The sequence below is a fragment of the Jongsikchunia kroppenstedtii DSM 45133 genome (assembly GCF_000380485.1).
Classification (GTDB): Bacteria; Actinomycetota; Actinomycetes; order Mycobacteriales; family Mycobacteriaceae; genus Jongsikchunia; species Jongsikchunia kroppenstedtii.
This window is the reverse complement of record NZ_AQYG01000051.1, coordinates 237,249-258,040: the sequence shown is the minus strand read 5'-3', so window position 1 is coordinate 258,040 and position 20,792 is coordinate 237,249. Positions and strand designations below refer to the sequence as shown.

Sequence of the window (20,792 nt, the reverse complement as noted above, 5' to 3'; positions counted from 1 at the left end):
ACATGGCCGCAAGAGGTCGCCCTCAGCAATCAGATGAACCGGTTCGTATCCCTCGTGCCGAGCGGGTCGAGGCGATGCGCAAGCGCTTGTTGGAGGCCACTCTGGGATGCATTGTCGACAAGGGCTACGCCGCTACGTCGACCAACGATGTCGTGCGACGAGCCGGTGTATCCCGCGGCGCTCTCGCTCATCATTTCCCCACCAAAGCGGCGTTGGTGAATGCGGCTGCCGGCCACCTGGTCGCCAAGCGCGCGGCGGATTTCGAGACGCGTATGGCCGAACTCGATCCGCACCAGCGCACTCCGCAGATGGCATTGGACATCCTGTGGTCGTACTACGAACAGCCCGAATGCCGTGCCTTGATGGAGCTTTCGATCGCAGCCCGGCATGACCCGGAGCTGCGAGCCTTGATGTCGACCTGGGACGACGCATACATCGCCATTCTTCGTAAGGCGGGCGCCGAGTACTTCACCGACGCGGCGGCGCCGTTCATGGATGTGTTGCTCCGTACCATCACGGCGCTCTACGACGGGCTTGGTCTGTACGACACCACCCAGGAGGGGCAGCGCGACAAGATCGCCGAAGTGCGTGCCCTCTTCACCACAATGCTGTTCCAACTGGAGGCTGTTCCAACTGGAGCCGACGATCGGAGAAAGGCATGACTGACACCCATACACGCGCCGTGCGGGCCCGCCGCATCCATTTCGACTATCCGGAAGGTGGTCTCGACCGTCATTACGTCCAGGGCGACCTGGTGATGAGTCACCTTGTCGCATATCTGTCTTCGACCTTTCCCGAAGGCGAGGACTTCTTCGTACGGTCCGTGCGTCACTACGCGGATCAGATCACCGATCCCGTTCTGAAGGAACAGGTCAAGGGATTTGTCGGCCAGGAAGTCACCCACGGTCGCGAGCACACCGCGCTCAATGCGCGGTTGCAGCAGATGGGTTATCCCACCAGGCTCAACGAACGACTCACCAGGATGGCGCTGCGCTGGGACGAACGAACATTCTCCCCACTGACATGCCTGGCGATGACCGCGGCGCTGGAGCATTTCACGGCGGTCCTCGCGGAATCCCTGCTTGGTGACGAGGATGCGCAGGCCCTGCTCGGCGCCACCGAGGTGCGGAAGATGTTGTTGTGGCACGCGTATGAAGAATCCGAGCACCGCGCCGTCGCCTTCGATGTCTACCGGGCAGTCGGCGGTAGTGAGCGTCGCCGCATCTGGACCATGCGTCTGGTGTCATCCACTTTTGCGGGCAGCGTCGTCATATCCACTGCGCTGTCCTTGTTCAGAGACCGGGCCGCCTACAACCCGGTGCGTCTTGCTCGCAGCGTCTGGAGCCTGCGCCGTTCGCCGTTCGTGAAACCGGCGGTGCGCCGGCGAATCCGCCAGTACTTCACCGTCGGATTCCATCCGAACGACGTCGACAACACGGACCTGCTGAATCGGTGGCAGCCCGAGTTGTTCGGTGAGACCGGCCAACTCGCTGCCAATATGCGACGGTAGCGATGCATACGCCCGCGGTGCGACGCCAAAGCCTCAGGCGCAGTGCGGTCTTCGTGCGTGGGTTCCGCGGGCGACGCCCTATCGGCCGTAGGCCCTCAGCGCGCGGGCGGGATCATTTCTCGAGCAGCTCGGCGTAGTCGCCGGCGGCCGTGGGTGCGACGAGGATTGCCCGAAGTGTGAGCGCCAGCTGCGCGCGGATGTAGTCGTCGAGCGCCATGGTTCGCTCGAAGTACCAGTGCTTGAGAGCCCACGCGTGAGCGAGGAGCAGCAGGTTGTAGGCGACCAGGTCGGAATCGTCTGCGATGAACTTTCCGGCCTCGACACCCTGCCGAAGCGTGTCGCGCAGCGGTTGGCTTGTTTCGATCTCGAGCTGTTTGATCCGCTGGCGGCCGGCGGCATCGAGGGAGTTGGACTCGCGGTAGGTGAGCACCGCCGCGTGCCGGTGCTCGTTGATCACCCGGCAGTACGCCGCGAACGCCGCGGCCAGTCGGAACACCGGGTCGTCGCCTGCCTGCTCGATCGCGGCCGGGACCTCCCGGGCGAAGGCGTCGAGGACTTGAGTGATGACCGCCAGCAGTATCTCGTCCTTGCTGCCGAAGTAGCGGTAGATCAAGCCAACGCTGACGCCGGCCTCTGCCGCCAGTGCCTGCATCGAGACGGATTCTGATCCGTCGCGCTCCATCAATCGTGCTGCCGCATCGAGGAGTTGGCGCGAGCGGTGTTCGGCCAGGGTGCGACGAGCGATCTGCTGCGGGTCGTCGGTAGCGACGTCGGGCATGGCACCTCCACGGGAGTGAATCGACGTTCATCGTAGATGAGAAATTTCCGGCCGGAGCCGTTGACAGCATCTCTGAGTGAATCTATGTTCATCGTAGATGAACTAATATTCACTAACAATGCGAGGGTGCCGTGAACTTTGACGACTACGAACAACTGACCTTCACCCGGCAGGAGAACGGTGTCCTGCTGATCACGATGAATCGGCCGGAGAAATACAACGCCACGGATGAGCAGATGCATGGCGAGCTGGCGAAGGTGTTCCGCGACGTCTCCGACGACCCGGCGACCCGGGTGGCGGTGATCACCGGTGCCGGTAAGGCATTCAGTGCGGGCGGTGACCTTTCCATGGTGGAGCGGCTCGCGGGTGACCACGAGCGGGTCGATCACATGCTTCGCGAAATGAGCGACATGGTCTACAACATCGTCAACTGCGAGAAGCCGATCGTGTCGGCGATCAACGGGGTGTCGGTCGGTGCCGGCACCGTGGTCGGCATCCTGTCCGACATTTCGATCATGGCGGAGGACGCGAAACTCGGGGACGGGCATGTCAAACTCGGCGTCGCCGCCGGGGACCACGCCGCCATCATCTGGCCGCTGCTGTGCGGCATGGCGAAGTCGCGCTACTACCTGATGACCGGCGAGATGCTCACCGGCGCCGAAGCCGAGCGAATCGGCCTCGTCAGCAAGGCATTACCCCGCGAGGAGGTTCTCGACGAGGCGATGCGCGTGGCGCAGGTGATGGCGACCGGAGCGCAGCAGGCCATCCGCTACACCAAACGCACACTCAACAGCTGGGTCCGGCAGGCGGCGCCGATCTTCGACCAGTCGGCCGCCTACGAGATGCTCTGTTTCATGGCTCCCGACGTGGTCGAGGGTTACACCGCGCTGCGCGAGAAGCGCGACCCGATCTTTCCCTCCGCCCGCTGAGGAGGGGTCGTGCACTACGGATTCGACGAGGACGAAGAGGCCTTCCGGACCGAGCTCCGGCGGTGGACCGACAAAGTTCTTGCCCCGCACTATCAATCGGATGACAAGGCCGCACAGTTCCGGCGGCAGCAGGCGATCGACATGGCGCAGATGGGTCTGACCGGACTACGCATTCCCGAGGCGTACGGGGGCCAGGATGCGACGGCCGTGATCGCGGGAATCGCCGCGGAGGAAGTCGGTCGTGCAGATTTCAATGCGGGGTACCTGATCATCAACACCGCATTGATCAGCGACATCCTGGTCCGCAACTGCACCGCCGAGCAGAGGGCCGATTGGCTGCCGGGTATCGCATCGGGTGAGACGGTGCCGTGCATCATGATCACCGAACCCGGTGCCGGGACAGACGCAGCAAGCCTGTCCCTCAACGCGATTCCCGACGGAGAGGACGCGTGGCGGCTCAGTGGGGAGAAGACGTCGATCACCCTCGGCATGGCGGCCGACCGCGCCGTCGTTCTTGCCCGCACAGGCGGCCCGGGCGCTCGTGGCGTCAGTGCCTTCTGGGTGGACATGGACGACCCGGGCATCTCACGGGGCGCCTTCGACGACCTCGGCAGCCGGGCGATCGGCCGGGCCTCGATCCATTTCGACGACGTGCGCGTGACCCGCGCGGACATGGTCGGCGATGAGGGCGGCGGGTTCGTCTCCGTCATGCAGGGTTTCGACTACTCCCGCGCCATCATCGGTCTACTCTGCCTCGGCGCGGCGCAGCAGAGCCTCGACGAGGCGTTGCAGTGGTCGCGCGATCGTGAAGCGTTCGGCAAACCCATCGGCACCTTCCAAGGGGTCGCATTCCCGCTGGCCGAATGCGCGACGTATATCGCCGGGGCTCGTCACGTCTGCTATGAGGCGTTGTGGCGCAAGGATATCGGACTCGAACACAGCGCCGAGGCGGCGATGGCCAAGTTCTGGGCGCCGAAGCTCGCCACCGATGTGATCCATCAGTGCCTGCTCACTCTCGGACACATCGGTTACTCGACCGAGCACAAGGTGGGGCAGCGGCTGCGTGACGTCATCGGTCTCGAGATCGGCGACGGTACCGCGCAGGTCTCCAAGCTCGTCATCGCTCGCAACATCCTCGGCCGCGCGTACGCCCCGTAGTCCCCCTGCAACGTGGTCCACCTGCAACCCGTGATCCGCCACAACTTCGCAACGAATCCCACCGCCTAGCAAGGAGTCACAGTATGGGAAAGCTCGACAACAAGATCGCGATCGTCACCGGAGCCGGCCAGGGTATCGGTGCGGCGATCGCCACCAAGCTGGCCGCGGACGGCGCCGCCGTCGTCGTCACCGACATCAATGAGGACACCGCAGCCGCGACGGCGCAGAAGCTGGGCAGCGGCGCGATCGGTCTACGCACCGACGTCGCCGACCGCGAATCGGTCGATGCAATGATCGACAAGGTCGTCGCGCAGTTCGGGCGGGTCGACGTACTGGTCAACAACGCGGGCTGGGACAAGGCCGAACCGTTCGTCGACTCGGAACCTGCAACTTGGGACCGGATCTTCCAGATCAACCTCTACGGCCAGCTCCACACCTGCCACAAGGTACTGCCGATCATGGCGGCACAGGGCTACGGGCGGATCGTGAACATCGGCTCCGACTCCGGACGCGTCGGCTCGAGTGGTGAGGCGGTCTACTCCGCAGCAAAGGGCGGTGTCATCGCCTTCACCAAGACGATTGCGCGAGAAATGGCGCGGGCGGGGATCACGGCCAACTGCGTGTCACCCGGGCCGACCGACACCGCGCTGTTCGCGTCCATCGGCGGGGAGAAGCTGCGCGAAGCACTCAAGCGTGCGATCCCGTTGCGGCGTCTCGGGCAGCCCGAGGATCTCGCCAACGCAGTCGCGTTCCTGGCTTCGGACGAAGCCGCGTTCATCACCGGCCAGACCGTCAGCGTCAGTGGCGGCCTCACGATGAGCTAGGGAGTCTCCGGTGTCCTTCGAAACACTTCTCACGCCCGAGCGGATCGCCCGGGAGACCGATGCCGGCCACTGGCGCGGCAAGGTGATCACCGACTTTCTCGATGAGTACGCCGCGGCGACCCCGGACAAGGTCGCCTTCATAGACAGCCGCCGCCAGGTCACGTTCGCCGAGCTGAAGAGCGAGGTCGATGCCTTCGCTCGGGGCCTGTACGTGAAGGGGATCCGCTCCGGAGACGTGGTGTCGTTCCAGATCCCCAACTGGATCGAGTGGATCGTCGTGCACTACGCAGCCACCCAGATCGGCGCCATCAGCAACCCGTTGATCCCGATCTACCGTGAGCGCGAGGTCGGATTCATGGTCGGCCTCGCCGCACCGAAGCTGATCGTGGTCCCGCGGGAGTTCCGTGGGTTCGAGTATCCGCCGATGCTAGATGGCCTGGCTCCCGACTGGGACGTCGCGCCCGAGGTCGTGGTCGTGGGCGAGCGGTCCTGGGATGACCTCCTGACGGCCGGCGAGGCGGTCGACCCGGCCGTACTCCCGAGTCTGCGGCCCGAACCCAACGATGTCACGCTGCTGGTCTTCACCTCGGGCACCACCGGGGAGCCCAAGGGGGTCCTGCACACCCACAACACGATGGTCGCGGCCAATGATCCGTTGCCCGAACGACTCGGCATCGGTCCCGGCAGCGTGCTGCACATGGCCTCGACTCTGGCGCATCTCACCGGATTCCTGTACGGCGCCCGGCTGGGCATCCAGAACGGTGCCACCTGTGTGCTGCAAGACATTTGGGACGCGTCCACGTTCGTGGAACTGGTCGAACGATATGGCATCACCTACACCTCGGCGGCAACCCCGTTCCTGCACGACCTGGTCGCTGCACCGGGTCTCGCGGAGCACGACACCACGTCGCTGATCCGCTTCTGCTGCATGGGCGCTCCGATCCCGCGGGCCATGGTGCGAGAGGCCACCGAGAAGCTGCCCCGTCTCGTCGTCGTCGGCGGTTGGGGACAGACCGAGGAAGGCCTCGTCACCATCGGCATCCCGGGCGATCCGGAAGACAAGATCGTCGACACCGACGGATATCCGTGGCCCGGCATGGACATCCGGGTCGTCGACGCGAACGGCGTCGAGCAGAGCCCCGGCGCCGAGGGTGCTCTTCAGGTGCGCGGCCCATTCGTCTTCGTCGGATACGCCGAGCGGCTCGAGTTGGCACGTCGGCAGATGGTGGCGTCCGACGATGACCGGGGCGACTGGTTCGACACAGGTGACCTCGCGTTCCTCGACGAGGAGGGCTACCTGCGCATCTCGGGGCGAACCAAGGACGTCATCATCCGCGGTGGCGAGAACATCCCGGTCGCCTACATCGAGAACGTCCTCTACGAGCATCGCGACATCGATGCGGTCGCGGTCGTGGCGGTACCGGATCCCAGGCTGCAGGAGCGCGCATGCGCGTGTGTGGTGCTGACAGCCGGTAGCAGGCTCGACCTCGAGCAGATGCAGGAGTTCCTATCCGCCAAGGGCGTTGCCAAACAGTACTGGCCCGAAAAGCTCGTCGTGTTCGACTCCTTCCCGACGACCCCCAGCGGCAAGGTTCAGAAATTCCAGCTGCGCCAGCAGGTTTCGTTGTGACCGCACCCAGCCGGCGCATGCGTCCGGCACTCCGTTCGCTATCTCCGTTAGGACCCCGACATGTCACAGACCCCGCTCGAACTCTTTTCCATTGACGACCTCATCGGCGATGAGGACCGCGACATCCGCGACACCGTCCGGGCGTACGTCGAGAAATCGGTCAAGCCGCAGATCGCCGACTGGTACGAATCCGGACAGATCCCGGCGAAGGAACTTGCCAAGGAGCTCGGCAGCCTCGGGGTGCTCGGCATGCACCTGGACGGCTATGGCTGCGCCGGCACGTCGGCGACCGCGTACGGGCTGGCATGTCTGGAGTTGGAGGCCGGCGACTCGGGGTTACGCTCGCTGGTTTCGGTCCAGGGATCGCTGGCGATGTTCGCCATCTGGAAATGGGGAAGCGAGGAGCAGAAGACCGAGTGGCTGCCGCAGATGGTGACGGGTGGGGCCATCGGTTGTTTCGGACTGACCGAACCCGACTTCGGTTCCAACCCGGCCGGTATGCGCACGCGGGCTCGCCGGGACGGTGACGATTGGGTCCTCTCGGGCAACAAGATGTGGATCACCAACGGCTCCGTCGCCGACGTGGCCGTGGTCTGGGCGCAGACCGATGAGGGCGATCCGTCGCGGCCGGGCAGCGGCGTACGCGGCTTCGTCGTGCCGACCAGCACGCCGGGCTTCTCGGCGCCTGCGATCAAACACAAACTGTCCCTGCGTGCTTCGGTCACCTCCGAACTGGTTCTCGATAACGTTCGGCTGCCGGCATCGTCGGTCTTCCCCGACGTGCGTGGCCTGAAGGGGCCCCTGTCGTGTCTCAACGAGGCCCGCTTCGGGATCGTCTTCGGCTCGCTTGGCGCCGCACGTGACTGCCTCGAGACCGCCCTTGCCTACGCGGGCGACCGGGAGATCTTCGACAAGCCGCTCTCGTCGTACCAACTGACACAGGCCAAGCTCGCGGACATGAGTCTCGAACTCGGCAAGGGCATGCTTCTGGCGCTCCAACTCGGGCGCCTCAAGGACGAGCACCAGTTGCGTCCGGAGCAGATCTCGCTCGGCAAGCTCAACAACGTTCGTGAGTCCATCGCCATTGCCCGCGAGTGCCGAACGATTCTCGGCGCGGCCGGCATCACCTTGGAATTCCCGATCCTACGGCACGCCAACAACCTTGAATCAGTGCTGACCTACGAGGGCACCAGCGAGGTGCATCAGCTCGTCATCGGCCAGGCGCTGACCGGCCACTCGGCGTATCGCTGAACGGTTCGTCACGGTCTGCCGGCTCAGAGCAGCTTGTGCAGCGTGTTCAGGTTCCGGTTGGTGACGAACGGGCTGTCGGGTCGCTTCGGGATCACCTTGCCCGTCGCCTTGCCGAAGCCGCTGTCGAGCGTCTGACCGCGCTCCACTTGCCAGTACACCACCGAGTCACCCCCGGCGATCTGCTCCTGCGTCGGGTCCAGGTCGTCGCCCTTGTCGAGCAGTTGGCCCACCAACGCGTCCTCGGAACAGAAGATGACGTACGAATGCCAGCCGTCGCGCGCGGCGAACGGATAGGCGTCGACGACCGACTGCAACTGTTCGGTGGTGACGATCAGAACTCGTGCCCCGTAACCGAATCGCTCGCCGAGCGCGGATTCGAGCTCGGTTGTCACTGTCGCGGCCTTCTTGCGGGACTCGAAGACGATGTTGCCGCTCGCCAGCACGGTCTTCACATCGGAGTAGCCGAGCGCGGTCATCGAGTCGCGCAGGTCGGCCATCTTGATGCGGACACCGCCGACGTTGATGCCGCGCAGCAGTCCTACGTATCGGGTCATTGCTCCACTCCTGGGTTCGACACTCTGCCGTAGTACAACGGTAAACCTGTTGCGGTGTCGACTATCTCGTAGACGAACGGCCGATCGGCCACGAATCCGTTAGCCGGTGACGGCGGCAGCGGGGCGATCGCCCGCGAATCGGTGGACGCTGCCACGGTCCCGCGTTCGCCGATCGTGATCGCGCTCCGGGCGACGGCTGCGGACAGATGGGCACCCGGGCCGATCGCGGCGAAGTCGGCCGACTGCGACACCGCAGCAGTCGCACCCAGCCGGGCGAGGGCGCCGGCGATATCGGCCGACCCGTGAAAGCTCCAGCGCGGCAGGGTGACCGGGGTGGACTGGCTGGGCGCCGATCGCAGCGCCGCGTCGGCGTCGAGCAGTGCGTCGGAGGTGATGGCCGACGCGGGTACGGCCGGGTCGGGCAGCAGGATGTTCATCGCGAGGCCGGGGCCGAACGGTAGCCGTACCGCCGCCCAGCCCGCGCCGCGGGCCGACTGCGCCGCCGGCATGCCGGACATGAACGGCACGGTCAGCGCCGCGCCGTCGCCGGTGGTGAAAGCCCCGGTCCCCGTGGATTGGTCGGCGAACGGACTGGCCCATGCCGCGGAGAGGAAAGCGCTGGTCATCGCCGTCATCGAACTCGTCGGCGCCGCGATGTCGGCCGGGGCCCGCGCGGAATCCGATCCGGTGTTGACCGACAGCCATTCGCTGACTCCGGCCAGGGGGTCGTTTCCGGAGAAGTCGACGGGGTAGTAGCCGGTCCCGAAGTCGGTGCCGAGATGACGCAGGAAGTCCTGTTCGACCGGAATGGACTTGCGAATGAAGAGCCCGACACCCTGGTGGTACACCGGGGTCTGCGGTGGGGCATCGACGGTGACCGTCCCCGGGTCGCCGTCGACCTGCTGGACCTGGCCGATCAATGCCGTCACCGTCTCCGTCGAAGCGCCGCCGAGCAGCCGATCCAGCTGGGCAGCGGTCACGCCGCTCGCGCCGGTTCGGAGCATCGCCAGCAGCGTCGCCGTACTCCACGGTGCGACAAGCGCATTCGATGCCGCAGCGTCCGGGGCGAGGGCCAGACCCAGCCGGGTCGTCGCGGCCACCACCGCCGGAACTCCGTCGCGCACCTGGTCGATGCCGACCTCGTCGAACTGAACCTTCGGCGCCTTGCTGAGGGCCACCGACGTCGGGGTCGAGGTCGACGTGGAGCATCCCGCCAGCAACAGCAGTGCCATCGCGACGATCCCCCATCGCCGGACCGTCATGCGTTCGCTCCCCGGGCCGCGACCGTCCACCTGACGGGGCCATCGTCGGCATCCACGACCAACTCGTCGACCAGGTTGACGGCGTTGCAGACATGATTCGGAATGACGCAGACGCGCGTGCCCAGATCCGGTGCCGAGCCGGCGAACTCGACGGTCGCATGATGCTCGGAGAGGGCGGTCACTCGGGCGTGCGGATCGTTGGCGATCCGGCCGAACCCAGTTGCCCAGGCAGCCTTGTCGGCACCGAGGATCTTGCTGCCGGCGTCGAGGATCGCGACCCTGTCCCGGCGATGGACCACGGTGCCGATCGCGGTCAGGGCGACGTCATCGAAGTCGCAACTGCCCAACTCGATCTGCTGGGCATCGTTGAACGGGTAGACGCCGGGCCGGATCTCGGTGAGCACGCCGGCGTCCGCGGCGGCCACCGTGGGCGTCGATCCGCCGCTGCGGACGACGGGTTCGATTCCTACGCTGCGTAATTCGTCGGTCGCGCACGCGATCGCCGTGCTCTCGCCAATCGCGGCGGCGACACGATCGCCGGGGGAGTAGCCGTGGCCCGGGAAGGTGAAGACGCCGGTGACCCGCAGTCCGGCATCGGCGGCGGCGCGGGCCACCGGTCCGGCATCGGCCGGGGCGACGCCGGTCCGATGATGTCCGGAATCGATTTCGACGAGCACGTCGACCGCACTCGCGGCGGCGCCGAGTCCGTCGAACAGGCGCCGGGCGCCGTCGACCGAATCGATCGCGAGCGTCAGCCGGGCGCGGTCGGCGATCGACCGCAGCCGCCGTGACTTGGAGTCGGTGAGCCACAGCGGGTACGCGATGAACAGGTCGTCGAAGCCGGCGTCGCCGAACACCTCCGCCTCGCCGATCGTGGCGACGGTGAGTCCGGTTGCGCCACTGTCGATCTGGCGTCGCGCGATCTCCAGGCACTTGTGCGTCTTCGCGTGCGGCCGCAACGCGAGGCCGGTGGAGCGAGCATGTTCCGCCCGCTTCGCGATATTGCGGTCGAGGATCGCCGGATCGACGCACAGAAATGGCGTGTCGATGGCGTCGAGCGGGCGAAGGGTCACCCGATCAAACTAGTCGCCTGCACGTGGGTGAGGGACGGCGTCAGTACGTCGGCGCGGTCGTCGGCTGCGGGTCGACCTTGTAGTTGAAGTTCACTTCTTTGCCGTCGATGGATGTCGCGGTGATGTTTGCGGTGTACCACTGTCCGTTTACCTTGACCGCGCACACTTGGGTGGCGCCGACCTTGCCGTCCAGCGCGTCCTTGCATTTCACCTGGTTGGCCGCTGTGCCGTTCTGATTTATCTGTGTCTTCAGGGTATTAGCCAGGTTGGTCTTGGTCACCTCGACCTTGCTCTCGGTCGAACAGCCGGCGAGGCCGACCGCGACGCCACCGGCGAGCGCGAGTGTTGCGATACGGAGTGCCACTGCACGAGTGGGCTGCCAGGTGGCCATCGGGATGGTCCCTTCGAATAGGTCCGTTGAATCGAGTGCTCACTTTAATGGCGAATTCGCCGGTATCGGCGGATTGGCGAAAGTTCAGCCGTTCGGCTGACGCTCCGCGCGCTGTGCTGGCGTCATGGCGCCCAGATCCACTTGGCGCCGGGCGTTGGCGATCGCGGTCACCGTGCAGTTTCCGAGCAGTTTCCGACGTGCCATGTCGGTCGAACATCGTGGCGTTGTGTGCATGGCATTAGTCGACTGGAGCGAGCGGGCCGTGGCGGCAACAGATTAGTAAGGCTTGGAAAACAAATTGGCATCCTTCTTGTCTGTGGGTCTCCTGTGGATGCGGTTGCCTGCACCATGGTGGTTATGCGGAAATTCGGAATATTGATCGCGCTGGTGGGCATGATGCTCGGCTGCTTCGTAGGGGCGGGGACCGCGCAGGCAGCGCCTAAACCTGATGTCGAGGCGGCACTCGTTGCGGCCGGAGTACCGGCCGGCGTGGCGTCGCAGACGCTCCGCGCGACACCGGCAGCCACCGGGCAGGTCGTCAATATCACTCATCCGAACGGTGGTTTCCCCGGCAGCACCGTTGATGCCGTGATCAACCACGACACAAAGAATGTCACGGTGATCCAGCGATGGAACTCGAGCGCGTCGGGGTTGTCCGTGGGTTGGGTGAATCTGTCCACAGGAGGATCGGGGATCAGTGGATTCCCCGACAAACTCGCTCGCCCCGATCTTGGCGGCAACTATTGGGATTGGGCGACAACGCTTCCTACTGGACCAGGGCCGGTCGCTCTCGTCGTGTGGGGGAGGGTGCCCAGCTGGACCGGATTGATTCCTGCTGCCCCCGAGTACTTCGGAATTCTCACGCCGGGCGGCGCGCTGCTTACCGTGTGATCTGAACGCAGAACGCACGGAAGGAGCGGCCGAGGTCGGTGGGGTTGACCGGCGCGGCGGCGACCGCGACAAGAACCTCTCCAGGGCCGGGCTGGACGACGGGAACGTCGATGATCTCGATCGAGTCGGGCCCGCTCGGGATACGGACGACGGCTGCCCGGAAGGTAGTGGTGCTCATAGCTCATCCCTCTTCACCTGGTTTGTGCTGACCAGACCCATGATTGGCGCGCGATCCGCCGACGTGAAGAAGGCACTTTGAAGTGCGTAAGGCACCTCGGGGTGAAGCGCGATGACAATTCCGCGCATAGAACATACGTTCGATACAATGGGTGGATGGGCTGGAACACGGGGCCGCGTACGTGGGGAGAACTGGAACGGATCTTGTCTGGCCGGCCGGCGGTCGGTGGGCGCACCGGCGACGGCGTGCCGGGGGATGGCAACGACAGTCCGGCGTGGACGCGGCATCGCGGCGACTATCGGGCGAACAAGGATGTCAAGCCGGTGCCGTCGACGGTGCCGTATGCCGAACTGCATGCGCACAGTTCCTATAGCTTTCTGGACGGCGCGTCGTCACCGGACGAGATGGCTGAAGAGGCCTACCGGCTGGATCTCAAGGCCCTGGCGCTCACCGACCATGACGGCATGTACGGGGTTGTCCAATTCTTCCAGGCGGCAAAGGATTTGGGGCTGCCGACGGTCTATGGCTCCGAGTTGACGCTGCGGCACGATGCTCCCCGCACCGGAATTCCCGATCCCGAGGGCGCGCATCTGCTGGTGCTTGCCCGTCACGTCGACGGATATCGGCGGTTGTCCGCTCAGGTCTCGGCCGCGCATATGGAGGCGGGCGAGAAAGGGTTGCTACGACACGACATCGACAAGCTTGCCGACGTCGGGCGTGATCAATGGATGATCCTCACCGGATGTCGCAAAGGTGCTGTGCGTCAAGCCCTTGCCAAGGATGGCGCCAGAGCGGCCGATCACGAGCTGGGCCGGCTGATCGATTATTTCGGGCGCGACAATGTGGCCGTCGAGCTGACTGCGCCCGTTGTCGCCGGCGACGACGAGCGCAATGCTGCATTGGCGGATCTGGCTGCAGCACATCGGGTCCCGATCATCGGAACCACGGGAGCGCATTTCGCAGTTCCGGAGAGACGTAGGCTCGCGATGGTGATGGCGGCAATCCGGGCGCGACGGACGATGGACGAGATCGAGGGGTGGCTGGCGCCGCTGGGTGGTGCGCATCTACGCAGTGGCGATGAGATGGCGAAGCTGCTTGCCGCGCATCCCGAGGCGATCGACAACGCCGTACATGTGGCGCAGGATCTCGCTTTTGAATTGGATCTAGTGGCACCGGAGCTACCCCCGCACGACGTCCCGGATGATCATGACGAGAACAGTTGGCTGCGGAAACTGACCATGCGGGGTGCCGGCGAGCGTTATGGCCCGCCGGCGGGTAATGCGAAGGCCTACGAACAGATCGAGCATGAACTGCAGGTCATCGAGGACCTGAATTTCCCGGGCTACTTCCTGATCGTGCATGACATCGTCAAGTTCTGCCGCGACAGCGACATCCTGTGCCAGGGTCGGGGAAGCGCGGCGAACTCGGCCGTTTGTTACGCGCTCAAGATCACCAATGTGGACCCGATCAAGAACGATCTGCTGTTCGAGCGGTTTCTGTCGATCGAGCGGGATGGACCGCCGGATATCGACGTCGACATCGAATCGGATCGTCGTGAGGAGGCGATTCAGCACGTCTACAACAAGTATGGCCGCAGGTATGCGGCCCAGGTCGCCAATGTGATCACCTACCGGGGGCGTTCTGCGGTGCGGGATGCCGCACGGGCACTGGGGTATTCGATCGGTCAGCAGGATGCTTGGAGCAAACAGGTCAGTCGGTGGTACGGAGTCAAGGGTGACGATGCAGATACCGACGGCATACCGAAGGCCGTTGTCGAGCTGGCGGAACAGCTGACCAATCTGCCGCGGCATCTCGGCATTCACTCCGGCGGCATGGTGATCTGTGACGGTCCGATCGATGAGGTGTGCCCGACGGAGTGGGCGCGGATGCCGAATCGCAGTGTTCTGCAATGGGACAAGGACGACTGTGCGGCGATCAACCTCGTCAAGTTCGACCTGCTCGGGCTAGGCATGCTGTCGGCACTGCACTACATGCTCGACCTGGTGAAGGAGCACAAGGGGATCGACGTCGACCTGGCGAAGCTGGATCTGTCGAATCCCGAGGTCTACGACATGATCTGCAAGGCCGACACGGTGGGCGTCTTCCAGATCGAGTCCCGGGCGCAGATGGGGACGCTGCCGCGATTGCGGCCGGACAAGTTCACCGACCTCGTGATCGAGGTGGCGATTATTCGTCCAGGTCCCATCCAGGGCGGCTCGGTGCATCCCTTCATCCGTCGCAAGAGTGGCGATGAAAAGGTCGCCTATGACCATTCTTCGATGAAGCGTGCCCTGAAAAAGACGCTGGGAGTGCCGCTGTTTCAGGAGCAGTTGATGCAGCTGGCGCAAGACGTTGCTGGATTCACGCCACCCCAGGCCGACGCCTTGCGGAGGGCGATGGGTTCCAAGAGATCGAAGGATCGGATGGAGGAGCTGAGGAAGCTGTTCCAGGACGGCGCGTATGAGCGGCACGGAATAGACAAAGAGCTGGCCGATCGAATCTTCGAGAAGCTCAAGGCCTTCGCCAATTTCGGGTTCCCGGAGAGTCACGCGCACAGCTTCGCGTCGCTGGTCTTCTACTCGGCGTGGTTCAAGCTGTACCACCCGGCCGCGTTCTGTGCCGCACTGCTGCGGGCCCAGCCGATGGGGTTCTACTCGCCGCAGTCATTGGTCGCTGATGCCCGCCGGCATGGCGTAATTGTTCGCGGCCCGGACGTGAATGCCTCGCTGCCGCATGCAAATCTGGAGAACGGGGGCATGGAGGTCCGGCTGGGGCTGGCGACGGTGCGAAACATTGGGCAGGAGTTGGCGGAGAAGATCGTGGCCGCCCGCGATGCCGACGGACCTTTCGCGGATGCTGCCGACCTGTCGCGCCGTACCGAGATGAGGGCGAAGCAGCTCGAATCGCTGGCCACCGCAGGCGCTTTGGGGTGTTTCGACAAGAATCGTCACCGGGCGCTGTGGGATGCGGGTGCTGCGGCGGCCGAACGCGCCGACCGACTGCCGTTGCAGACGGGCTCCACCGCACCGATGTTGCCGGGGATGGACGGGATCGAAGAGGCGGCCGCCGATGTGTGGGCCACCGGCGTCACCCCGACGAAGTATCCGACAGAGTTTCTCCGCGACCGCCTCGATGCGATGGGCGTGGTGCCGGCGGGAAAGCTTTTGGACGAGAACGATGGAGCGCGGGTACTGGTGGCCGGCGCGGTGACTCACCGACAGCGGCCGGCCACGGCGTCGGGCATCACTTTCATCAATCTCGAGGACGAGACGGGCATGGTGAACGTGGTGTGTTCGCGGGGGCTGTGGGCGAGGTATCGCAAGGTTGCGTCCGGGGCTCGCGCCCTGGTGATTCGCGGCAGGCTGCAGAACGCCACCGGAGCGGTGTCGGTGGTGGCCGAGCATCTGCAGCTGCTCGACCTGAAGGTGAGCAGCAGGTCGCGCGACTGGCAGTGAGACATCGATCAGAACGGCGGTGGGTTCATTCGTTCCCAGTATTCTTGTGCCTGTTGTTGTTTGGTGCGCACGGTTGCGCGATGCCGGTCGAATCGGCTGCGACTGGGATGGTTCGGTGGCCGGTCGGGCGGGTTGGCGGCGATGGTGTCGAAGATGTCTACGCCGCTGTAAGCGTTGCCGACATATTGCAGGTTCTCCGGACTGATGAACACAGTCTTGTGCCATAGATCCTGATATTGGCGCCAATGGCCAAACGTTTTGAGTCTGTGGTGAAAACGGCACAGTGGACCGATGTTGCCGCGAACGGTCTTTCCGCCGTCACGGTGGGCGTGATGATGGTCGAAGTCGGCCTCGCTGACGGGATTGTTGCAGCCGGGAAATTGGCAGCACAGCTCCGACGCGTGCAGTAGCGCCCGGAGTTTGCGGGACGGCCGGTATCGCTGCGCGGCAGCGTCCGGATCTTCCTGCGGCGGCGTCACATACGCCCGTTTGGCTTCGGCAACAAGCCTTCTGGCGTTGTCGGCGTCGATGAGGCCCTGTCCATCCAGGTAAGCCGGAGCGTTGTCGAGGCCGAGCAGCGTCGACAGGTTCACCACCACATACATCAGGGGCTCGGTCGGGTGATTGCAGGCATCCGACTGCGCGGAAGATGCTGCCTCGCCGGCCGATGATGCGGGAACCGGTTGTGCCGCAGTAGCACCGCGCTCCGCGGTGCGCGCCGTTTGACAGTCGATGCAGCCGCACATGAGATGCTGCTGTCCCTGCGCGAGAGCGACGTACGCATCGGCCCGACGCTGCGTGAGCGTCCGGCCATCACCCTTGTGGACTTCTTTAGCCATCGCGTCGAGGCGGGCGTTGATCAGTGCCGCCTGCTCCTGCGGCAGATTGCCGGAGATCCGCGCCTGACCGGTGGTGAACCGGTCCGGACGGATCGAAATGTTCCGGTCGTCGTTGGTGCGGGAGGTGCGTCGGCGAATCGCCTCGGGATCGTGCTGGTGAATCAGCTTGACGATCAGCGCCTGGAACCGGTGCGTGGACATCGGCCCGCGATGAGCGATCTGGGCCGCGAGCTCGCGATCGAGCCGGTCGATAGCTTCATCGTTCACCAGGTCGGTGCGCTTGACGGCCAAGACCATTCGGTCCAGGTCGATGAATCCCTCAGCCAACGTGCGGGCCGTCTCTGCCAGCCGATAGCGGGCGGCGTGGGCGGTCGTGAGCAAGCAGCGGGCCCGCTGTGGAGTGACGCATAGCGCGGCGCCGACATCGCCGATGGCCCGTTCCAGGCCGTTGGGCCCGAACTTCTCCCGCGGCGTTCGCAACTCGCTGATGCTGCCGGATTCGACCGGTGGGACCCGGTCGGCGAGGGCCGCGACCTCGGCAACGTATTCATCTTCGCGGCGTTCATGGATCAGGGACAGTCCGAACAACAATCGGTAGTCGGCGGCTCCGCGCACCCGTGCGGTGTAGCTGACAGCGTGAATCAGCTCGGTGACCGAGAGGTCTGCGTCGAGGAGTTCAGGTGCTGCGGCGGACATGAGGAAAGAATGCCATCGGCGTCCGACAAATTTTGTGCCACAACACTTTTGACACGCATTTTATGCAACTACACGCGTGTCCCCGGCAGACACGCCGGGATCTCGACCTGGCGCGGCTACACCGCGCCCCCGAAGTCGTGCTGTCGCCAGGCCTCGTACACGGTGATGCTGGCAGCGTTGGCCAGGTTCAGCGATCGCCGGCCGGGCAGCATCGGGATGCGCAGCTGGGCGGTCACATGCGGATCCGCGAGCACCTCGTCGGGCAGCCCGGTGGGTTCGGGCCCGAACAGCAGCACGTCGCCCGCTTGATACGCGATCCCGGCGTACGACGTCGTGGCATGCGCGGTGAAGGCGTAGACCCGCTGCGGTGCCAGCGCGCTCCACGCGGCATTCAGATCCGGGTGGACGGTCACCGACGCCATGTCGTGATAGTCGAGCCCGGCGCGCTTGAGTTTCGCGTCGGACAGCTCGAACCCCAACGGCTCGACCAGGTGCAGCTCACAGCCAGTATTGGCGGCCAGCCGGATCGCGTTGCCCGTGTTCGGAGGGATGCAGGGCTCATAGAACAGGATCTTGAACATAGCTGCGCAAGTACATCACCATGCGAGTGTGCGGGCGAATACGACTCCCAGTCATCGCCAATGCTCCCGCTGAGGTGGAGGGCCGGCGTGAGTCGTTGGAACGGTAGGCCGCCCGCCAACGGAGGCTCCGACAACTCTAGTCGGCAGACTGTCGAGGCCTGACGGTCGACAGAAACGACAACTGCTGAATCGGCCGAGCCTCAGACGACACCGTTGGGCGTCTTACCAAGCTGCCGGGTAACCGCTAGCCGCCCGCGTTCCGCGGAACGCGTATCTCCAACTCCCACGGTCATCCGCGATGGCCCGAAGGTGTCGTATTTGCCCTGGGAAGTTGGAGATGCAGAGAGGGTCGTCGACTCTCGCACACGACCTGAAAGAATGGGGCCCGTGAGCGCGCAGACACTGGACGGTAAAGCCACCCGCGACGACATCTTCGCCGACTTGAAGCAGCGAGTCGATGCGTTGCGTGAGCGCGGCGTCGTGCCCGGCCTGGGGACGGTGCTGGTCGGCGAGGATCCAGGGTCGGCGACGTATGTCCGGCTCAAGCACAGCGACTGCGAGAAGCTCGGTATCAATTCGATCCGTGCCGACCTGCCGGCCGACGCCACCCAGGCCGACCTGGAAGCGGTGGTCGATCAGCTCAACGCCGACCCGGACTGCACGGGCTACATCGTGCAGCTCCCGCTCCCGAAGCATCTGGACGAGAACGCGATCCTGGAGCGGATGGATCCGGCGAAGGACGCCGACGGCCTGCATCCGGTGAATCTCGGCCGACTGGTGCTGGGCACCCCCGGCGCCCTGCCGTGCACGCCACGTGGCGTGATTCACCTGCTACGCCGCTACGACATCCCGCTCAACGGTGCCCACGTGGTGGTCGTCGGCCGCGGCACCACCATCGGCCGGCCGATCGGGCTGATGCTCACCCGTCGTTCCGAGAATGCGACGGTGACGTTGTGCCACACCGGAACTCGTGACCTCGCGGCCGAGACGCGCCGCGCCGACATCGTGGTCGCCGCCGCCGGCACCCCGGGACTCATCACCGCGGACATGATCAAGCCGGGCGCGGCGGTCGTCGACGTGGGCGCGTCGAAGGGGCCGGACGGCCGGATCGGCGACCTGGCCGCCGACGTCGTGGATGTCGCCGGCTACGTATCGCCGAATCCGGGCGGCGTCGGTCCGCTCACCCGGGCATTCCTGATGGCCAACATCGTCGAGCGCGCGGAACAGCTGATCCAGAACTGATGGTCAAGTCGGCGGCGGAGATGCAGCGAGCACGGAAACGTGCCCGCCGATTGCACCGTGCGCAGCGCCGGCGCGTCGTGATGGCGCAGATCCCGTTCCTCATCGTGATCGCGTTCGTCCTGGTCGCGATCCTGTTCGTGGTGATCGACCGCTGGCGCCGCGGCGCCCTGGTCTTCGGCATCGGCACTCTGGTCGGCGCGGTGCTGCGGGCGATCCTGCCGGTCAGTCAGGTGGGCCTGCTGCAGGTGCGCGGGCGCGTCTTCGATGTGTCCGCAATGGCGGTCGCGGGGACGCTCATCCTGTGGCTGGCGTCGTCCATCGACTCCCTCGGCACCGACTGAGCCTTCGGCTAGTGCCGAGCCAGATCGAGTGTCTGCTTGATCAGATCGGCGACGGCGTCGAACTCCGTGAGGAACCCGTCGTGACCGTCGTCGGATCGCATCACCTGCAGGCCGCCCACGCAGGACGGCATCTTGTCGGCCAATTCCTGTTGTAGCCGTAGGGGATACAGGCGGTCGGAGTCGATGCCGCCGATGATCACCGGCACCCGTGCGCTGGCGAGCGCGGCGTCGATGCCGCCGCGTCCGCGACCGACGTCGTGGTGGCTGAGCACGTTCGATAGCACCACATAGCTACCGGGATCGAACCGGCTGACCAGTTTGTCGGCCTGGTGTTCGAGGTAGCTCTGCACCGCGTAACGGCCGCCGTCGAGCGGAACCTCTTCTCCCTGAGGGGAGTTCGCGAAGCGTCCATCGAGCTCATGCTCGGTGCGGTACGTCAGATGTGCGATCCGGCGGGCGATGCGCATGCCGGCGTTCGGCACCCGGCCGGTGCCGTAATAGTCGCCGCCTTGCCAGTCGGGGTCGCTGGCGATCGCGGCGACCTGGGTCGACTGCGTTCCGATCTCGTCGGCCGTGGCGCGGGCGCCGACCGCCAGGATCAGTCCGGAACGGACCCGATCGGGGTAGCCGATGACCCATTCCAGCGACCGGGCACCGCCCATCGAACCGCCCAGGACCGCGGCGACCTGCTCGATGCCGAGGGCGTCGAGCAGCGCCACCTCGGCGCGGACCTGGTCGAGCACGGTGACCTGCGGAAAGCGTGAACCCCAGGCCTTGCCGTCCGGGTGCGGCGTCGCCGGTCCGGTGGAGCCGCGGCAGCCGCCGAGGACGTTCGCCGCGATGACGCACCATTCGTCGGTGTCGAGCGGACAGCCCTTGCCGACCATGCCCTCCCACCAGCCGGCCGACGTATCGCCGAGCGTGCCTTCGGGATCCATCGGCCCGATGTTGCCGGTGACGTGCGAGTCGGCGGTGAGCGCGTGCATCACCAGGACGACGTTGTCGCGCCTGGGGGACAGCCGGCCCCACCGCTGGAACGCCAGGGTGACGTCGTCGATGTGACCGCCGTTGTCGAGTTCGATCGACCCCACCGGCACCTTGGTCAGGGTGCCGTCGGGCTGGTCTTCCCAGGTACGCGGAAATGCCGGTCGGGTCACCCCGGTGCCGGTGGCGTCGATACTCACGTGCGGTTGCTGCCCCTTGCTATTT

At 65.2% G+C, this 20,792-nt stretch carries 20 protein-coding genes; 11 read left to right on the top strand and 9 right to left on the bottom strand.

What is annotated here, in order from left to right; translation table 11 throughout:
• Positions 1-2 precede the first annotated feature (2 nt).
• Both G341_RS23230 and G341_RS0119190 read left to right on the top strand, forming a co-directional pair.
• Complete coding sequence (locus G341_RS23230; RefSeq protein WP_081622617.1) at positions 3-662, top strand: TetR/AcrR family transcriptional regulator; 660 nt, start codon at positions 3-5, stop codon at positions 660-662.
• Positions 659-1,510: a metal-dependent hydrolase gene (locus G341_RS0119190; RefSeq protein ID WP_026303898.1), complete on the top strand. Its 852-nt coding sequence runs from the start codon at positions 659-661 to the stop codon at positions 1,508-1,510. Before G341_RS23230 ends, G341_RS0119190 begins: the two co-directional genes overlap by 4 nt.
• A 112-nt stretch (positions 1,511-1,622) precedes the next feature.
• Here the strand turns inward: G341_RS0119190 and G341_RS0119185 are convergent, their stop codons facing one another.
• Positions 1,623-2,288: a TetR/AcrR family transcriptional regulator gene (locus tag G341_RS0119185; RefSeq protein ID WP_018180798.1), complete on the bottom strand. Its 666-nt coding sequence runs from the start codon at positions 2,286-2,288 to the stop codon at positions 1,623-1,625.
• Between the two features lie 131 nt (positions 2,289-2,419).
• On the opposite strand from G341_RS0119185, the gene G341_RS0119180 reads away from it, so the two are divergent.
• From G341_RS0119180 to G341_RS24215, 5 genes are all read left to right on the top strand, one after another.
• Entirely contained in the window at positions 2,420-3,217 is a 798-nt protein-coding gene (locus tag G341_RS0119180) for an enoyl-CoA hydratase/isomerase family protein (protein WP_018180797.1), read from the top strand.
• 9 nt (positions 3,218-3,226) lie between these two features.
• The gene (locus tag G341_RS0119175; protein WP_018180796.1) at positions 3,227-4,375 is read left to right on the top strand and encodes an acyl-CoA dehydrogenase family protein; all 1,149 of its coding nucleotides are present in this window, start codon (positions 3,227-3,229) and stop codon (positions 4,373-4,375) included.
• Between the two features lie 83 nt (positions 4,376-4,458).
• Entirely contained in the window at positions 4,459-5,199 is a 741-nt protein-coding gene (locus G341_RS0119170; RefSeq protein ID WP_018180795.1) for an SDR family NAD(P)-dependent oxidoreductase, read from the top strand.
• 10 nt (positions 5,200-5,209) lie between these two features.
• The gene (locus tag G341_RS24220; RefSeq protein ID WP_018180794.1) at positions 5,210-6,829 is read left to right on the top strand and encodes an AMP-binding protein; all 1,620 of its coding nucleotides are present in this window, start codon (positions 5,210-5,212) and stop codon (positions 6,827-6,829) included.
• 60 nt (positions 6,830-6,889) lie between these two features.
• On the top strand, positions 6,890-8,080 hold the full coding sequence (locus G341_RS24215) for an acyl-CoA dehydrogenase family protein (protein ID WP_018180793.1): 1,191 nt from the start codon (positions 6,890-6,892) through the stop codon (positions 8,078-8,080).
• A gap of 23 nt (positions 8,081-8,103) precedes the next feature.
• Here the strand turns inward: G341_RS24215 and G341_RS0119155 are convergent, their stop codons facing one another.
• From G341_RS0119155 to G341_RS0119140, 4 genes are read right to left on the bottom strand one after another with little or no spacing between them, the layout of a single operon-like run.
• Entirely contained in the window at positions 8,104-8,634 is a 531-nt protein-coding gene (locus tag G341_RS0119155) for a DUF1697 domain-containing protein (protein ID WP_018180792.1), read from the bottom strand.
• Positions 8,631-9,896, bottom strand: a complete 1,266-nt coding sequence (locus tag G341_RS0119150; RefSeq protein WP_155827074.1) for a serpin family protein — start codon at positions 9,894-9,896, stop codon at positions 8,631-8,633. The genes G341_RS0119155 and G341_RS0119150 overlap by 4 nt, the downstream gene beginning before the upstream one ends.
• Positions 9,893-10,969 carry an alanine racemase gene (locus tag G341_RS0119145; protein ID WP_018180790.1) on the bottom strand — a complete coding sequence of 359 codons (1,077 nt, stop codon included), beginning with the start codon at positions 10,967-10,969 and terminating at the stop codon, positions 9,893-9,895. The genes G341_RS0119150 and G341_RS0119145 overlap by 4 nt, the downstream gene beginning before the upstream one ends.
• 40 nt (positions 10,970-11,009) lie before the next feature.
• Positions 11,010-11,360, bottom strand: coding sequence for a DUF4333 domain-containing protein (locus G341_RS0119140; protein WP_018180789.1), 351 nt, complete (start codon positions 11,358-11,360; stop codon positions 11,010-11,012).
• Between the two features lie 357 nt (positions 11,361-11,717).
• On the opposite strand from G341_RS0119140, the gene G341_RS23610 reads away from it, so the two are divergent.
• A complete protein-coding gene (locus G341_RS23610) occupies positions 11,718-12,251 on the top strand; it encodes a hypothetical protein (RefSeq protein WP_081622633.1) in 534 nt (177 codons plus the stop codon).
• Here the strand turns inward: G341_RS23610 and G341_RS0119125 are convergent.
• Positions 12,241-12,429: a hypothetical protein gene (locus G341_RS0119125; RefSeq protein ID WP_018180786.1), complete on the bottom strand. Its 189-nt coding sequence runs from the start codon at positions 12,427-12,429 to the stop codon at positions 12,241-12,243. The two genes, G341_RS23610 and G341_RS0119125, sit on opposite strands and share 11 nt — an antisense overlap.
• Positions 12,430-12,584: 155 nt before the next feature.
• Between G341_RS0119125 and G341_RS0119115 the strand changes: the two genes are divergently transcribed.
• Entirely contained in the window at positions 12,585-15,884 is a 3,300-nt protein-coding gene (locus G341_RS0119115) for an error-prone DNA polymerase (RefSeq protein ID WP_018180784.1), read from the top strand.
• Between the two features lie 8 nt (positions 15,885-15,892).
• On the opposite strand, the gene G341_RS0119110 is transcribed toward G341_RS0119115, so the two are convergent.
• Both G341_RS0119110 and G341_RS0119105 read right to left on the bottom strand, forming a co-directional pair.
• Positions 15,893-17,419, bottom strand: a complete 1,527-nt coding sequence (locus G341_RS0119110; protein WP_018180783.1) for an HNH endonuclease signature motif containing protein — start codon at positions 17,417-17,419, stop codon at positions 15,893-15,895.
• Positions 17,420-17,535: 116 nt separating this feature from the next.
• Complete coding sequence (locus tag G341_RS0119105; protein ID WP_018180782.1) at positions 17,536-18,000, bottom strand: tRNA (cytidine(34)-2'-O)-methyltransferase; 465 nt, start codon at positions 17,998-18,000, stop codon at positions 17,536-17,538.
• 387 nt (positions 18,001-18,387) lie between these two features.
• Between G341_RS0119105 and G341_RS0119100 the strand changes: the two genes are divergently transcribed.
• Entirely contained in the window at positions 18,388-19,242 is an 855-nt protein-coding gene (locus G341_RS0119100; protein ID WP_187329192.1) for a bifunctional methylenetetrahydrofolate dehydrogenase/methenyltetrahydrofolate cyclohydrolase, read from the top strand.
• Between the two features lie 20 nt (positions 19,243-19,262).
• A complete protein-coding gene (locus G341_RS0119095; protein ID WP_026303896.1) occupies positions 19,263-19,583 on the top strand; it encodes a DUF3017 domain-containing protein in 321 nt (106 codons plus the stop codon).
• An 8-nt stretch (positions 19,584-19,591) separates the two neighbouring features.
• Here G341_RS0119095 and metX read toward each other — a convergent pair whose 3' ends face one another.
• Positions 19,592-20,767, bottom strand: a complete 1,176-nt coding sequence (gene metX / locus G341_RS0119090) for a homoserine O-acetyltransferase MetX (RefSeq protein ID WP_018180779.1) — start codon at positions 20,765-20,767, stop codon at positions 19,592-19,594.
• Positions 20,768-20,792: the final 25 nt, after the last annotated feature.